Source organism: Arthrobacter sp. TJ-217 (assembly GCF_058269255.1).
Genome location: NZ_JBZCNJ010000009.1, coordinates 72,542 through 87,132, shown reverse-complemented (window position 1 = coordinate 87,132; position 14,591 = coordinate 72,542). Strand labels below are relative to the sequence as shown.

Here is a 14,591-nt window from a genome sequence, read left to right as displayed (position 1 = left end):
TTCAGTTGCCCGGCAACCGGTCCAGTGTTCAATCCTAGTTCACGGGCCGGAGCCCGTGGCCCCGGCTTCCGGGGCCGTGCGGCTAGTTGCTGACGCGGGTGCCGAGCTTCTCGCCGCGGATCGCGCGGGTGACGTTGCCCTCGCCCTCCATGCCGAAGACAACCATCTCCAGGTTGTTGTCCTTGCACATGGTCATTGCGGTCTGGTCCATGACGCGGATGTCGCGGCGCAGCGCCTCGTCGTAGGAGAGCGTGATGAGCTTCTCGGCGGTGGGATCCTTGTGCGGGTCGGCGGTGTACACGCCGTCAACCCCGCTCTTGGCCATCAGCACCTCGTCGGCGTGGACCTCGAGGGCCCGCTGGGCGGCGACCGTGTCGGTGGAGAAGTACGGCAGGCCCGCACCGGCGCCGAAGATGACGACGCGCCCCTTCTCGAGGTGGCGGATGGCGCGCCGCGGGATGTAGGCCTCGGCGACCTGGCCCATGGTGATGGCACTTTGGACGCGGGTCTCGACGCCTGCCTGCTCGAGGAAGTCCTGGAGGGCGAGGCAGTTCATGACGGTGCCGAGCATGCCCATGTAGTCGGCGCGGGAGCGGTCCATGCCGCTCTGGGAGAGTTCGGCGCCGCGGAAGAAGTTCCCGCCGCCGACGACGATCGCCACCTCCACCTCGCCGACGGTGGCGGCGATCTGCTTGGCGACGGCCCTCACGGTTTCGGGATCGACGCCGAGCTTTCCGCCTCCAAAGACCTCACCGGAGAGCTTCAGGAGCACCCGCCGCCGGCCGTTTTTTCCACCGGTGATTGCCGATTCAAGGTTGTCCATGGTGCCTCCCGGGCATCGAGCAGGTGTGTTCACACAGTTTGTAAAAAGGATACGGTGCGCCGATTCGGGCGCGAAAAAGGGTGGCCACCACGGGCGGCCACCCTTTCACTTGTCACAACCAGCCGACTTCAGGCCTTAGGCTCCAACGCGGAAGCGGGCGAAGGCTGTTGCCTTCACGCCTGCGTCGCTGAGGACCTGGGCGATCGACTTCTTGGTGTCCTTCGAGAACGGCTGGTCAACCAGCACTGAGTCCTTGAAGAAGCCGGTCAGGCGGCCTTCGACGATCTTGGTGAGCGCGGCCTCGGGCTTGCCCTCGGCGCGTGCGGTCTCCTCGGCGATGCGGCGCTCCGACTCGACGAGGTCCGCGGGAACCTCGTCGCGGGTCAGGTAGGTCGGGGTGTAAGCGGCGATGTGGAGGGCGACGTCGTGAGCGGCCTCGACCGCGGCGTCACCTTCGCCTTCGACGGCGAACAGGACGCCGACCTGGGCGGGGAGGTCCTTCGAGGTGCGGTGCAGGTACGCGTCGACGACGGCGCCTTCAACGCGGGCCACGCGGCGGATGTCGACCTTCTCGCCGAGCAGTGCGCCGGCCTCGATGAGGTGCTCGGACATGGGCCGGCCGTCAACCTCGAAAGCCACAAGCGACTCGACGTCGGTGGCACCGGAGGCGATGGCCGCGTCGAGGACCTTGTTGGAGAAATCGATGAAGGGTCCGGCCTTGGCGACGAAGTCGGTCTCGCAGTTGACCTCGACCATGACGCCGACGTTGCCGTCGACGCGTGCGGCGACGAGGCCTTCAGCGGTGGAGCGTCCCTCGCGCTTGGTTGCGCCCTTGAGGCCCTTGATGCGGATGACCTCGAGTGCCTTGTCGGCGTCGCCGTTGGCTTCGTCGAGGGCCTTCTTCACGTCCATCATGCCGGCGCCGGTGCGCTCACGGAGGGCCTTGATATCAGCGACAGTGTAATTCGCCATATGAAACTCCTAAGTTCTGGTTGTTCTACAAAGGGGATCCCTGCCGGCGCTGGGCCGGTGGAACATGCGTAAGGGGCGCGGAATCACCCACACCCCTTACGCATTGGGAATTACTTCGAGTCGTCTGCTGCGGTTTCCTCGGCAGGAGCCTCTGCAGCTGCAGGGGCTTCTTCGGCGGCGGGAGCCTCAGCGGCAGGGGCCTCGGCGGCGGGGGCCTCGGCGGCAGGCGCTGCTTCAGCGGCCGGAGCTTCGGCGTTGGCCTGGGCTGCGCCAAGCAGTTCGCGCTCCCACTCGGCGAGGGGCTCTTCGGCTGCTGCCGTGTCGGTGCCGTTGGCGCGGTTGTTGCGGGCGATGAGGCCCTCGGCAACGGCGTCGGCGACAACGCGGGTCAGCAGGTTGACGGCGCGGATGGCGTCGTCGTTGCCCGGGATCGGGAAGTCGACCTCGTCGGGGTCGCAGTTGGTGTCGAGGATCGCGACGACGGGGATGTTGAGTTTCTTTGCCTCGTCGATGGCGAGGTGCTCCTTCTTGGTGTCGACAACCCAGATGACCGAGGGAGCCTTGGTCAGGTTGCGGATACCGCCGAGGTTGCTCTCAAGCTTGGTGAGCTCACGCTTCAGGAGGAGGAGTTCCTTCTTGGTGTGGCCCGAGCCGGCGACGTCGTCGAAGTTGATCTCTTCGAGTTCCTTCATGCGCTGGATGCGCTTGGATACGGTCTGGAAGTTGGTGAGCATTCCACCGAGCCAGCGCTGGTTGACGTAGGGCTGGCCGACGCGGGTCGCCTGGTCGGCGATTGCTTCCTGGGCCTGCTTCTTGGTGCCAACGAACAGGACGGTTCCGCCGTGGGCGACGGTGGCCTTGACGAACTCGTACGCACGGTCGATGTAGGACAGCGACTGCTGGAGGTCGATGATGTAGATGCCGTTGCGCTCGGTGAAGATGAAGCGCTTCATCTTCGGGTTCCAGCGGCGGGTCTGGTGTCCGAAGTGGACGCCGCTGTCGAGCAGCTGGCGCATTGTTACTACTGGCATGGGATGCCTTTCATTTCAGCAGGGCGTGCGCAGCGCGCTTCCTCTGCTTAGTTGACGGTTGTTAGCGTTCCGCCCAGGCTGGGCGGTACTCCTGGCGCCTGTCCGTTGCTGAGACCCATTCCCCTCCACCGGATTGCTCCGGACCGTTGGAGAAATGGCCCGCTTCATTTCAGAGCGGGTCACAGGCACGCGTAGTCAGCCTGCCCTGCGCCGCGACCCACGGGCGAAAGGCCCGATGCCACAGCGAAAACCAGCAAACTGCTCTGTTCAGTGTACTACAGCGGTGTTATCGCCTCGGACACCGCAGGGGCCCGGGAACCGGCGGAACGGCGGCGGTCGCGCGCCGCCCGGGGCGGTTGTTCGGCGTGGTGCATTGGCCGGCGGGGCGCTCGACGTCGTCATCGGGTGCCGGCGCACCCCGTCCCGCCCGGCGCACCCCGGAATGACAGGCGCCCCCGGGATATTGCATGCGACTGTCGCATTCGGGTGCGGAGGCATCCGAGCGGCGCCCCAGGACGCGCTTTTCCACATATGGCGGGATTGCTGAGGCGGAAGCGGGCGGCCGGTGCATAGTCGGTGATGTGAGGAGCGATCCTGTCTTCTGGTTACCGCTGGTGCTGGGGCGCCTGCCGCACGGCCCATGCGTGTCGGCTCGAACGCCGGCGCGGATGGGGGCGCTCGTGCTTGTCCTGGTGGCCGCGCTCTCGCTGCCCGCCGGCTCCTCCTCCCTTCCATCCGCGGACGGGCAGGTGGGGGCGGCTTTACATGCCGCGGCAACCCGCACCCACCCAGCGGCCGTCCGCACCGATGACCGCATCGATGACCGCGATGCCGGGACGCGGCCCAACGACGGCAGGGCAGGGGCACAGCCAGGTGACGGTAACGCCGTATCCCCTGCCGGTGAAGGACAGCCGCGTACACCACCGGGCTACCGGCACAGCCAACCGCTCGGCGAAGTCCGACCAGGACCAGCGCCGGGTGGCGCTGCCGGCGGCTACAGCCCACCATGGTCGTGGCCGCTGCAGCCGGAGCCACGGGTCCTGCGGCATTTCCTGCCGCCGCCCGAGCCGTGGCGGGCCGGGCACCGCGGGGTTGACCTCGCAGCCGAGATTTCAAGGCACGTCTCGAGTCCGGCCGCCGGCAGGGTGCACTTCGCCGGGGTGGTCGTCGACCGTCCGGTGATCACCATCGATCACGGAAACGGACTGCTGAGCACCTTCGAGCCGGTGGCAAGCCCGTTGAAGAAAGGCGACGACGTCGCCGAGGGCGCCGCACTCGGCAGCATTGCCGGCCCCCCGCACTGCCCTCTCCCCTGCGTGCACTGGGGGGTGCGCCGCCACGGCAACTACGTCAATCCACTCAGCTTCGTTTCGGACAGGCGCCCCTCGATCCTGCTGCCGCTGAACGGCCCGCCGGGAACCTGATGGATCACCACCGAGGGGGCAGCATAGGAAGGGCCACGGCGGCCCCCGCTCCCCCGGCGCCCAACCCGCCCCCTCCGATGGGCGCCGGGGGAGGTCTTTAGACGAAAGCCGAAATGCCCGTGATCGACCGGCCCGCAACGAGGGTGTTGATCTCCTGGGTTCCCTCGTAGGAGTAGATCGCCTCGGCGTCCGAGAAGATCTTCGCCATTTCGTAGTCGGTCACGATTCCGTTTCCGCCAAGGATGTTCCGTCCCGCCGCCACGCTTTCGCGCATCCGGGCCGTGGTGAACGCTTTGGCAAGGGCCGACTGCTCGTCCTTGGCCTGGCCCGCGTTTTCGAGCTGGGAAAGGCGCACCATCATGCCCATCGAGCTCATCGCATTGCCCAGGATCTGCACCAGCTGCTGCTGGATGAGCTGGAAGGAGGCGAGCGGGCGGCCGAACTGCTGCCGTTCAACGGCGTACCGCCGAGCGACGTCGAACGCGGCGAGCTGCTGGCCCACGGCCTGCCAGCCTACGGACAGCCGGGTCACTTTGAGGACCTTGTTGGTGTCCCTGAAGCTGTTGGCGCCCTTGAGGTGGAATTCGTCGGGCACTACGACGTTTTCGAGGGAGATGTCGGCGTTCTCCACGGAGCGCAGGGAGATCTTGTTTTCGATCCTTGTGGCGGAGTAGCCGGGCAGCGTCGTATCAACGAGGAAACCCTTGACCTGGTTGTCGGCGACGTCGCGGGCGTAGATGATCACCCAGTCCGAGAAGGTTGCATTGCCGATCCAGCGCTTTGCGCCGTTGAGGATCCAGTTTCCTCCGTCCCGCCGCGCCGTGGTGCGGGTACCCCCGGCGACGTCGGACCCGCCAAGGGGCTCGGTCAGCCCGAAGGCGCCGATCTTGCGCAGGGCGTAGATGTCCGGCAGCCATGCTTCCTGCTGCTCCTTCGAGGCGAGCACTTCTATGGAGCCGGTGAACAGGCCGTCGTGGACACCCAGAAACGTTGCCATCGAGGTGTCGGCACGCGTGAACTCCGAGTGCACGATCCCGGCGAACAGGTTCGAATACCCCTGGCGGCGGATTGGACTCATCACGTCCAGTTCGGCAAGCCGCGGAACGATGCTCTGCGGGAACACGCCCTCATTCCACCAGCGGACGGCGTTCGGGCGCACCTCGGCAGCCAGCCAGCTCCGGATCTCGGCGAGCCGGGAACGCTCCTTGTCGGTCAGGAGTGCTTCAAAGGCGAGGAAGTCGCCGTCCGCATAGGGCAGGTTGTTGAGATCGATGCTCGGCTTGCTCATGATTGTTCCCTTACCCCTGATCCTCGATGATCGGCGTCGTTGATTCCCGGGCACCCGCCCGACACTTCCTTCACCACCTAGGTTACCCGCCGGTAACATAGTGCGCCAGCACCCAACGGGCACGGGGTGGGTCCGCCTCATGAAAGCGGATTAAACGAAGGCACCCCGTGAAGCGAACTTCACGGGGTGCAACAAATGGCGGAAATCGGGTCCACCGGGGTAGGGCTGCTGGGGCTTGAACCCAGGACAAACGGATTATGAGTCCGCTGCTCTAACCAGCTGAGCTACAGCCCCCGGAGGCGGCATCCGCTGCGGTCGCGCCGCAGCCAAGGCCGTCTGCACGCACAATTGTATCGGCTGGGCCGGGCCCCGGGCGCCGCCTTCCCGCGCCGGCAGGTGCCGTGCAGCCGGAACCGGATGACCGGCGGCTAAACGGCCGCCGTGTCGACCGGCTGCCCTCGGTACAGCTTCTCGAAGGTCGCGAGGGTCGCCTCGAGGCTGTGCTTCTCGACGATCGACCGGCTCGACTTGCCCATCCGCTCGCGGTCAGCCTGCGAAAGGCGGAGGATCTCGGTGATCCGTCCGGCGAGTTCGTCGCTGTCGTGCGGCGTGAACAGGTAGCCGTTCTCGCCGTGGTTGACCAGGTGCGGCAGTGCCATCGCGTTCGCGAGGAGCACCGGGGTCGAGGCGGACATCGCCTCGAGCGTCACGAGGGACTGAAGTTCGGCAGTTCCCGGCTGGCAGAAGAGGTCGGCGCGCAGGTAGGCAAGCCGCAGGTCCTCATCGCTGATCAGTCCAAGGAATTTCACGCGGTCACCGAGCCCCAGCCGCGCCGCCCGCGCCTGCAGGGCATGCTTGATCTCGCCCCCGCCGACGATCTCGAGGTGCAGGTTGAGCTCGGACGGTGTCTTCGCAACGGCGTCGATCAGCACGTCGACGTGCTTTTCCTCGGCAAGGCGCCCGACGAAGAGCACTGTCGGGTGGTCCTTCTCGGGCAGTTGCTCGCCGGGGCGCACCTGGTACACGTCGGCGTCGATGCCGTTGGAGATGGGCAGCACCGTGCGGAGGAAGGCATGGTCGTGCATTGCCTTCGCCGCAAGCGGTGTCGGCGTGGTGACGGCGTCGGCCTTGCCCATGACCCGGCCCATGTCGCGCCAGGAGTTCTTCGCGACGATCCGCTTGAACCAGTCGGGGAACGGAAGGAACGGGTTGAGGTTCTCGGGCATGAAATGGTTCGTTGCAACAACCCGGATTCCGCGCTTCACCGCCTCGTACAGGGTGTACTCCCCCACCATGTAGTGGCACTGGATGTGCACAACGTCGGGCTGCACCCGGTCGAAGAGCATGCTGATGTCGCGCTTGATCTCCCACGGCAGGCAGATGCGCCAGTAGTCGTGGGTCGGCACGCTGTGCGAGCGCAGGCGGTGGACCGTCCAGTCCCCGGCGGGCTCTTCGGTGTAGCTCCTGCCGTTGGCCGGGTTCGGGGCGAGGACGTGCACGGTGTGGCCACGGGATGCCATTCCCTTGGCGAGCCGGTAACCGAACTGGGCGGCGCCGTTGATGTTCGGCGGGTAGGTGTCTGCGGCAATCAGGACTGTCAATGGCTTGTTTACAGCCGGATAACTCACTGTGGATCCCCCAGATTGGTTTGGAAGCGGCAGGTGGTGGCCTACGGCACCGTCATCGCTGCCGCTTTATTACATCGGGATGATGGCGGGACAACGCAACTACTCCAACGATAGCAATCAAAGCCGCGGCTGCCATGCCGATTGCTATGACGGCGCTTACCTGTGGCTGCAGTTCGCCGAGGATGGTAATGCCCACGGCGATTCCGACGATCGGGTCGATCACGGTGAGCCCGGCGATGACGAGGTCCGGCGGGCCGGTGGCGTAGGCGCTCTGGACGAACCACGACCCGAGGGCGGCGGCGGCGACCAGGGCGAACACCGTGTACCAGGGGACGTTGAGCAGGAAGCGGCCGTTGGGCTCGAGCAGGTGGGTGGCGATGATCTTGGTCAGCACCGCGACGAAGCCGAAAAGCACGCCGGCCCCGAGGATGTAGGCGAAGGCGTTGAGCCGCCGCCGACCGAGGAGCGCGAGCGAGCCGAAGAGGACGACGGCGAGGGTCAGCAGCAGCACCACCGAGAGTTCCTGGCCGACCGCGACCGCATGGTTGGCGCGGGTCACATTGACGGCGAGAAGCACGAAGAGCGCGCTGCCGGTGACGCACGCCGTGATAGCGGCGACTGTGGGCCGGTTGATCCGGATTCCCTGGTCCTTGGAGTTGACCACGGTGGTGATCACCAGCGCGATCGCCCCGATCGGCTGGACAACGGTGAGGGTTGCCAGGGAAAGGGCGACGACGTTGAGGGCCATCCCGGTGACGAGCAGAAAAAGTCCGAAGACCCAGCGCGGGTTGCGCAGCAGCCGGGCGAAGCTCGTCGAGTTCAGCGAAAGCCCACCCGTGTTCACGCGCACGGCACTGCCCTGGCGCTGGGCGCCGAAGGCGAGGAAGGCCGCCCCTGCGAGGGCCAGCACGATGGCGAGGAAGGTCATCGGGGACCTGCGGCCTGCCGGGGATCCCCGGCGTCCGGCTGCGGACCGGACCGGGATCTGTGCGGCGCGGGCTCAGAGCTCACGTGCTGAGTCCCCGGCTCCATCCGTCTGCTCGCCGGCTGAACGGGCCGCCTCCGCCTCCGCGCTGTATTTCTCGGCACGGTACTTCCGGTGTGCCGCGGTGAAGTAGCCGTAGAAGGCAATGAGGTGGCCGATGCACCCGGCGACGAGGAGGGCATTGGCCGTCGTGAGAATCCACTGGCCCTCATAGCCCGGAACCCGGTGCAGCAGCAGCAGGGGCGATCCCACGAGGAGCAGCGCCGTCCGCACCTTGCCGACGGTGCTCACCCGCAGCCGAAGCCGTCCCCGGAAAAGGATGAGCGCGTTGACGATCAGGATGGCGTCGGGAATGACGATGGTCCAGACGAGCCAGGCAGGGGCCACCCCGTCGACGACGAAAGTCACGGCGACGGTGATCAGTGCGGTGCGGTCGGCCACCGGGTCCAGCCACTTGCCCACCGACGACACCTGGTTGAAACGCCGCGCCACGTACCCGTCGACCCAGTCCGTTGACCCAAGGATCACGAGGGTCAGGACCGCAGCGCCGTAGTCCTTGTCGATGATGAACCAGACGAAGAGGGGAACTCCAAGGAACCGGACGAGCGTCACCACGTTCGGCACCGTCCAGGGCGTCGTCAGTTCGACGGGCGTCGCGCCGGTGCGCGTGCCAGCGCCGATCAATCGAATCACTAGTTCCTCCCCTGCCCATTATGCAGGCAGGCGCACGGCAGAGCGGTTATTTGGAGAGCAGGCGCCTGAGCATCACGACGAGCGCGGCGAGGGAGGCGGCTAGCACGGTCAACGGCTGCCAGCGGTCGGCAAGCGTAACGGTGTGCGGAACCTGCTTCTCGACGGCGACGGCAGCGACGTCGTCGCTGCGGCGGCCGGTGTTTGCGCTCTTGGAGCGGGCGGCCCGTGCCCGGGCCTTCTTCTTCGCCTCGGCGATGCGTGTCTTGATATCGAGCTGGCTGCCCAGCGAGTCGCGGGCGTCAGCCAGATGCATACGGCGCTCCCCGGAGCGGCCGCGCAGTTCCTCGTACGAGGGACCCGGCTGTTTGGGCGCCTTGTCGGCTTCCTTCTCGGCTTCCTTTTTCTCGTCGCGGGGCTCGGGCCTGTCGAGCGTGGCCGGATCGAAGCTGCGGCCCTCCTTGAGCACACCCAGGTCGTATTTGACTCCGCGGATCGCGTCCTCGGGCAGGAGCGGGAGGGTCTTCTTGAACCGTGAGATTCCAATGAGCGCCAGGATTCCCGCGATAATCAGGAACAGCAGTGCGACGAGGAGCGCGGCAAGCCAGGCCGGCATCACCTCGGCAAGCCCGGAGATGGCTGCGACCACCAGGGCGACGGCGAGGAACGCGACAAAGACAACGGCGACGGCGAGGATGGCTGCCGCAACACCGGCCTTGACGCCCTTCTGCTTCATCTGCTCCAGTGCGAGCGAGAATTCGTCGCTGGCCTGACGCGGGGTGAGCCGCGTGAAAAGCCTGATGAGCCCAAACAGGGAGAGCGAACCGGTTGACCGCTTACCGCGTGTGCTAGCCGAGCTGTTCATTGTGCCCCGCCTCCATTCCTGGTCCTGTGCCGAAGATACTGCCCCTAAAATTACCACCGGTGCCGTCCGGGCCCTTTTGGAAATTCTTTCCCGTTCACATTCGCGCAGCCGCGGCTGAGCGGGTATGCGGGAAAGCCGATCCGGGGCCGCAGCCGGTATTTCCCCGACCCCCACCACCCTACGGTAATGGGAAGCCTGCTTAGCGCGGCGGAACGGACTCAGGCAAACTAAGATACTAGTGGTTTGCTCCGGCAACTAAGAGCACCGCTTTCGGCGTTCTCCGTGTGTGTCACGGTGCGCGCTTCATCAAACGGCGCAGTGCGGCGCCACCCTACCGCTCGATACCCCCGGTGGAATAGCGTTGCTTGGAATGGCGCTGCTGAAGAACCCGGGGCTCCGACACCGACCCCGCTCGCCCCTGGCACGATAGGTACGCTTTGACCACCCTGACCTCCCCCGGTGACACCCTCTCGCGCAGGGAAAAACTGCTTTACGTCGTCATCCTCGGCGCATTGACTGCGCTTGCGCCGTTCACGATCGACCTCTACCTTCCGGCCTTCCCATCGCTGCAGCGCGATTTCGGTGTTACTGAGGCGGCCGTTCAGCTGACGTTGACCGGAACGATCATCGGACTTGCCGCCGGCCAGCTCGTGGTTGGCCCGTTGAGCGACAAGGTGGGTCGTCGAATCCCCCTGATCGTCTCCACGTCGGTGCACGTGCTCGCCTCGTTCGGGGCGGCAATGTCGACCGACATTGAAATGCTCATGGTGTACCGAGTCCTCCAGGGCATCGGCGCGGCCGGCGGCGGCGTTGTGGCTTCGGCCATGGTGCGCGACCTGTTCAGCGGTTACACGCTGGTGCGGATGTTCTCCTACCTGGCGCTGATCAACGGCATGGCGCCTATTTTCGCGCCGGTCATTGGGGCGCAGCTGCTGCTTGTCACGGCTTGGCCCGGCGTCTTCTGGTTCCTCGCGGCCTACGGAATCCTCGTCATCATTGCGGTATCCGTTTTTATCCGTGAAACTCTGCCTGCCGACAGGCGAAAGAGTTCCGGGTCGACGGCGTTGCAGCGCTACCGCGCAGTACTCACCGACAGGATCTTTCTTGGTGTGCTGCTGGTGGGAGGACTGAACTTTTCGGGGCTTTTCTCCTACCTTTCGGCTTCACCATTCCTCTTCCAAAATCTTTACGGATTCAGCGAGCAGCAGTTCGGTTTGCTTTTCGGCGTCAATTCGCTGGGCATCGTTGCCGGGGTGCAGATCAGTGCGCGGAGTCTCCGCAGGGTGGGGCCGCAGTGGGTGATCGCCTGCGCCACGGCGGTCATGCTCCTGATGGCGCTGCTCATCATCACCTTCGACCAGCTCGGTTTTGGGCTGTGGGGAACCGCCGTGCCGCTGTGGTTCTACATCCTTGCCACGGGCTTCATGTTCCCCTGCGTCCAGGTGCTCGCCCTGGCCAACCACGGGGCGCAGGCCGGAACGGCGGCCTCCCTGCTCGGTGCAGTCACCTTCGGCCTTGCCGGAGCCATCTCGCCGCTTGTCGGCCTGATGGGCATCGACAGCGCAACGCCCATGGCACAGGTTATGGCAGGGTGTATCGCCCTGGCCATCGTGGTCCTGTGGACCGTGGTGCGCCCGCGCCGCGTCCCGCCGCTCCAGTAGCGCGGCGGCAGGGCCGGCCACCGCTGCGCCGCGCGGGGCGGCCGCGGCAGATCTGTGCGCGCACGTGCGGGAAGGGACGTGCGAAGGCTTACACCCTTGCTTCGGCAGCCTTCGCGATGTTCCGGGCCATCGGCTTGAAGATGAAATTGTGGAACGGAAGCACCGCGAGCCAGTACAGCCTGCCCGAGAGCCCCCGGGGGAAGAACACGGCACGCTGGCGGTAGGTACTCCCGGCGCCGTCGGGCTCGACGCTGAGTTCCAGCCAGGCCCTGCCGGGCACCTTCATCTCGGCCCGCAGCCGCAGGCGCTCACCCCGGACCAGCTCCTCGACGCGCCAGAAATCGAGCGCCTCGCCGGTGAGGAGCTCGTCGGCGTCCCGGCGGCCCCTGCGGAGGCCTACGCCGCCGACGAGCTTGTCCATCCAGCCGCGGGCGGCCCAGGCGACCGGCCAGGAGTACCATCCGTTGTCGCCGCCGATCCCTTCGACCACGCTCCAGAGCGTTTCGGCAGGAGCAGACGAGCGGTAGGTCTGCAGGTCCGTGAACACGGTATGCCCGGCCCACTGGGGGTCGGACGGCAGCGGATCGGCTGCCGCGTCGGAGCTTGAGGCGCCGGCCCAGCTGGTTTCGACCTCGCCGCTGCGCATTTTCCCGAGGGCCAGGTCGACGGCCTTGCGGTACCCGGTCAGTCCGCCCTCGGGCAGGGGAACGAACCCGTCGATGTCGTGTTCGGCGGTGATGGCATCGTGCTGCAGCGACTCGATGAGCGGCATGGCCATGACCCGCGGGATGGGCGTCACGAGGTTCACCCAGTGGCCGGCGAGGCGGGGTGTCAGAACGGGCAGGGCGAGGATCTTCCGGCGCGGAAGACCTGCGGCCTCGGCGTACTGGTTCATCATTTCGGCGTAGGTGAGCACCTCGCGGGACCCGAGGTCGAAGGTCCTGTTGGTTCCCTCGGGGATGGCCAGGGCACCGATCAGGTAGTGGATGACGTCCCGGACGGCAATCGGCTCGATCCGGTTCAGCACCCACTTGGGAGCGGGCATCACCGGCAGGACGTCGGCGAGGTGGCGGATCATCTCGAAGGATGCCGACCCTGAACCGATGACGACGCCCGCCTGGAAGGCGACGGTGGGGGTGCCCGACGCGAGCAGGATGCGCCCGACCTCGGTGCGCGAGTTCATGTGCGTCGAGAGCTGGACGCCCTCGGGATGCAGCCCCCCGAGGTAGATGACCCGGCGCACCCCGGTGGCCGCCGCAGCCTCGGCAACGGTTGAGGCTATCGCCGACTCGCGGAGTTCGAATCCCCTGCCCGATCCCATCGAGTGGACAAGGTAGTACAGGGCGTCGACCCCCCGGCAGGCGTCCTTCATGGTTTCGGCGTCCTGCAGGTCGCCCTGAACGATCTCGACGCTGCCCGTCCATGGAACGTCCTTGAGCTTCTGGGGCGAGCGGACGACGACGCGGACCCTGTGGCCCTCGCTGATCAGGCGTGAGACGAGCCGTCCACCGATGTAGCCCGTGGCTCCGGTGACGAGGATGACGCTGCCTTCGTTGTTCATGGATCAACCCTACGCCCGGACTCCCCCGCCGCAGCAGGGCAGCGGCGCCCACCGGAGCGGAGCCGCGGGCTAGGCTCCGCGGATGGCGCGGAGGTACCTGCTGTACATCCGGATGCCGATCAGCTTCGACAGCAGCCGCGCCGGAGCGGGAAGTTCGTTCATGAACCAGGCACGCTCCCGGCCGGCCGCGCTCTCGATGACCATTCCCGCCAGCATCAGGCGGGAACGGAGGTCCTTGGGCATGTTTGCGGCCGCATCCTTCACCGGAGCGTCCCACTCGGCCACAGTCAGGTTTTCGTGGATCAACGGCAGCACGTCGGCCTCCTCGGCGTCGAGGTGCTCTCCGAGCGCCGCGTCAAGGCTCGTGAGCAGCGGAAGGATGCGGTCGCGGCCGGCCGCCGATGCGTCGGCGCGCCACGCCGCCAGTTCACTTTCGAGCGAGGCGATAAGGTCCGCGACAACCGTGTGCTGGGCCTCCATTGTTTCAACGAGGGCCTGCTCCAGGGGAACGCGCTGCTCGAGGACCGGCCAGAGCAGGCGGTCCTCGCTCTCGTGGTGCTCGTGCAGGAAGCGCAGGGTGAGCTTCGCGTGGTCAGCAACGATCCCGGCGCGGTTCGTGTCGCCGACCGCGACCTGCCCGACGATTCCGGGGAGCAGGGCGAACTCACGGCGCAGGGCCTTGTGAATGACGATCATCTGGGCCGTTTCCGGCTTGTCCGCCGGTGCTGAGGGGTCGATCTGCATTGCTGCTCCTAAGGAGGTGATGATGTGACGGGTCGGCCGATGCGTGCCGCAGGACCGCTGCAGGGCGGACCTTAATTGGGGTAACAACAATTCTATCGAATAGCAGCGGGGTACAGTGCTTTTGTGAGCGATCTCCCATCCCCGGCCTCCGGCATAACCGGCAGGCGCTCCTACAGTTCCCCGTACCGCGAGAGCGGGGCCGCCGAAACGAAAGCCTCGATCCTGCGCCATGCATCGGTGCTCTTCGCCGAGCGCGGATATGCCAGGGTCACGGTGGCCGACATCGCGGCGGCGGCAGGAGTCGCGTCGAAGACGGTTTACGCGAGTGTCGGCAGCAAGGCCGCAATCCTCAACGAAGTCGTCGATCGGGCTGTCGCCGACTCTCCCGGAATCGCGACTGTCGAGAAAGTCCTCGGCCTCAGCGGAATCGACGAGGTGATTCGGGAGCTCGCACACGGCACCCGTAGGGGCAACGAAACCCAGGCCGTACCCCTTGAAGCGGTTTACAAGGCGCTTCCGGTCCACGAGCACGGCGAGGCGCTGTGGCGGCGCACAACCGCCGCCTACCTGGCCCTGCTGGCGCAGGTGGCCGAGCACCTCCACTCCCTCGGTGCGATGCGCGCCGACCTGTCCGCCGAAGAGGCAGCGGACCTCTTGTGGTTGTGGTTCGGCCCGGCGGCGTGGCGCACGTTGGTCCTTGAGCGCCGGTGGAGCTGGGACAAGGCAGAAGCGGCCCTGTCCCGCTCCGCACTCGCCTCACTGCGCTAGCGCGGCACGGGGCCCGCTGCCGCGCCTGCGGGAGTGCGCCTGAGGGCGGTCCCCCGCTCCTGCCGTTTGGCACCCGGCCGCCGCGCCGGTGAAGCGGGGCCGATGAAGCAGCACCCGCGAAGCCGGCCCTGCGAGCCGGCCCGGCGGTGGG

The 14,591-nt window shown here is 66.5% G+C and carries 13 protein-coding genes and 1 tRNA gene; 3 read left to right on the top strand and 11 right to left on the bottom strand.

The window, feature by feature from the left end:
• Positions 1 to 82 precede the first annotated feature (82 nt).
• From pyrH to rpsB, 3 genes are all read right to left on the bottom strand, one after another.
• Positions 83 to 823 carry a UMP kinase gene (gene pyrH, locus AC4D2R_RS15420; protein ID WP_490903834.1) on the bottom strand — a complete coding sequence of 247 codons (741 nt, stop codon included), beginning with the start codon at positions 821 to 823 and terminating at the stop codon, positions 83 to 85.
• A 135-nt stretch (positions 824 to 958) separates the two neighbouring features.
• Positions 959 to 1,795 carry a translation elongation factor Ts gene (tsf, locus tag AC4D2R_RS15415; RefSeq protein ID WP_490903835.1) on the bottom strand — a complete coding sequence of 279 codons (837 nt, stop codon included), beginning with the start codon at positions 1,793 to 1,795 and terminating at the stop codon, positions 959 to 961.
• A 110-nt stretch (positions 1,796 to 1,905) separates the two neighbouring features.
• Positions 1,906 to 2,826, bottom strand: coding sequence for a 30S ribosomal protein S2 (gene rpsB, locus AC4D2R_RS15410; RefSeq protein WP_490941005.1), 921 nt, complete (start codon positions 2,824 to 2,826; stop codon positions 1,906 to 1,908).
• 581 nt (positions 2,827 to 3,407) lie between these two features.
• Here rpsB and AC4D2R_RS15405 point away from each other — a divergent pair.
• The gene (locus AC4D2R_RS15405; protein ID WP_490941004.1) at positions 3,408 to 4,250 is read left to right on the top strand and encodes a murein hydrolase activator EnvC family protein; all 843 of its coding nucleotides are present in this window, start codon (positions 3,408 to 3,410) and stop codon (positions 4,248 to 4,250) included.
• A 97-nt stretch (positions 4,251 to 4,347) separates the two neighbouring features.
• Here the strand turns inward: AC4D2R_RS15405 and AC4D2R_RS15400 are convergent, their stop codons facing one another.
• From AC4D2R_RS15400 to AC4D2R_RS15375, 6 genes are all read right to left on the bottom strand, one after another.
• Positions 4,348 to 5,538: an acyl-CoA dehydrogenase family protein gene (locus AC4D2R_RS15400; RefSeq protein ID WP_490941003.1), complete on the bottom strand. Its 1,191-nt coding sequence runs from the start codon at positions 5,536 to 5,538 to the stop codon at positions 4,348 to 4,350.
• A 220-nt stretch (positions 5,539 to 5,758) separates the two neighbouring features.
• Positions 5,759 to 5,832: transfer RNA gene (locus AC4D2R_RS15395), tRNA-Ile, on the bottom strand.
• A gap of 134 nt (positions 5,833 to 5,966) precedes the next feature.
• Positions 5,967 to 7,166: a glycosyltransferase gene (locus AC4D2R_RS15390; RefSeq protein ID WP_490941002.1), complete on the bottom strand. Its 1,200-nt coding sequence runs from the start codon at positions 7,164 to 7,166 to the stop codon at positions 5,967 to 5,969.
• 52 nt (positions 7,167 to 7,218) lie between these two features.
• Positions 7,219 to 8,094 (bottom strand): DMT family transporter, encoded by an 876-nt coding sequence (locus AC4D2R_RS15385; protein ID WP_490903840.1) that lies wholly within the window; start codon positions 8,092 to 8,094, stop codon positions 7,219 to 7,221.
• Between the two features lie 72 nt (positions 8,095 to 8,166).
• Positions 8,167 to 8,844 carry a CDP-alcohol phosphatidyltransferase family protein gene (locus AC4D2R_RS15380; RefSeq protein WP_490941001.1) on the bottom strand — a complete coding sequence of 226 codons (678 nt, stop codon included), beginning with the start codon at positions 8,842 to 8,844 and terminating at the stop codon, positions 8,167 to 8,169.
• Positions 8,845 to 8,890: 46 nt separating this feature from the next.
• The gene (locus AC4D2R_RS15375) at positions 8,891 to 9,706 is read right to left on the bottom strand and encodes a phage holin family protein (RefSeq protein ID WP_490941000.1); all 816 of its coding nucleotides are present in this window, start codon (positions 9,704 to 9,706) and stop codon (positions 8,891 to 8,893) included.
• Positions 9,707 to 10,143: 437 nt separating this feature from the next.
• Here AC4D2R_RS15375 and AC4D2R_RS15370 point away from each other — a divergent pair, with 437 nt between their 5' ends.
• Positions 10,144 to 11,367, top strand: coding sequence for a multidrug effflux MFS transporter (locus AC4D2R_RS15370; RefSeq protein ID WP_490940999.1), 1,224 nt, complete (start codon positions 10,144 to 10,146; stop codon positions 11,365 to 11,367).
• An 88-nt stretch (positions 11,368 to 11,455) separates the two neighbouring features.
• Here AC4D2R_RS15370 and AC4D2R_RS15365 read toward each other — a convergent pair whose 3' ends face one another.
• On the bottom strand, positions 11,456 to 12,928 hold the full coding sequence (locus AC4D2R_RS15365) for an SDR family oxidoreductase (RefSeq protein ID WP_490940998.1): 1,473 nt from the start codon (positions 12,926 to 12,928) through the stop codon (positions 11,456 to 11,458).
• Positions 12,929 to 12,997: 69 nt separating this feature from the next.
• Entirely contained in the window at positions 12,998 to 13,672 is a 675-nt protein-coding gene (locus AC4D2R_RS15360; protein WP_490940997.1) for a hemerythrin domain-containing protein, read from the bottom strand.
• A gap of 123 nt (positions 13,673 to 13,795) precedes the next feature.
• Between AC4D2R_RS15360 and AC4D2R_RS15355 the strand changes: the two genes are divergently transcribed.
• The gene (locus AC4D2R_RS15355; protein ID WP_490940996.1) at positions 13,796 to 14,440 is read left to right on the top strand and encodes a TetR/AcrR family transcriptional regulator; all 645 of its coding nucleotides are present in this window, start codon (positions 13,796 to 13,798) and stop codon (positions 14,438 to 14,440) included.
• Positions 14,441 to 14,591: the final 151 nt, after the last annotated feature.

Excerpts from the sequence above, each read along its gene's own strand:
- AC4D2R_RS15375 (WP_490941000.1), bottom strand. The coding sequence starts at position 9,706 with ATGAACAGCTCGGCTAGCACACGCGGTAAGCGGTCAACCGGTTCGCTC.
- AC4D2R_RS15360 (WP_490940997.1), bottom strand. The coding sequence starts at position 13,672 with ATGCAGATCGACCCCTCAGCACCGGCGGACAAGCCGGAAACGGCCCAG.
- AC4D2R_RS15365 (WP_490940998.1), bottom strand. The coding sequence starts at position 12,928 with ATGAACAACGAAGGCAGCGTCATCCTCGTCACCGGAGCCACGGGCTAC.
- pyrH (WP_490903834.1), bottom strand. The coding sequence starts at position 823 with ATGGACAACCTTGAATCGGCAATCACCGGTGGAAAAAACGGCCGGCGG.
- rpsB (WP_490941005.1), bottom strand. The coding sequence starts at position 2,826 with ATGCCAGTAGTAACAATGCGCCAGCTGCTCGACAGCGGCGTCCACTTC.
- tsf (WP_490903835.1), bottom strand. The coding sequence starts at position 1,795 with ATGGCGAATTACACTGTCGCTGATATCAAGGCCCTCCGTGAGCGCACC.
- AC4D2R_RS15400 (WP_490941003.1), bottom strand. The coding sequence starts at position 5,538 with ATGAGCAAGCCGAGCATCGATCTCAACAACCTGCCCTATGCGGACGGC.
- AC4D2R_RS15385 (WP_490903840.1), bottom strand. The coding sequence starts at position 8,094 with ATGACCTTCCTCGCCATCGTGCTGGCCCTCGCAGGGGCGGCCTTCCTC.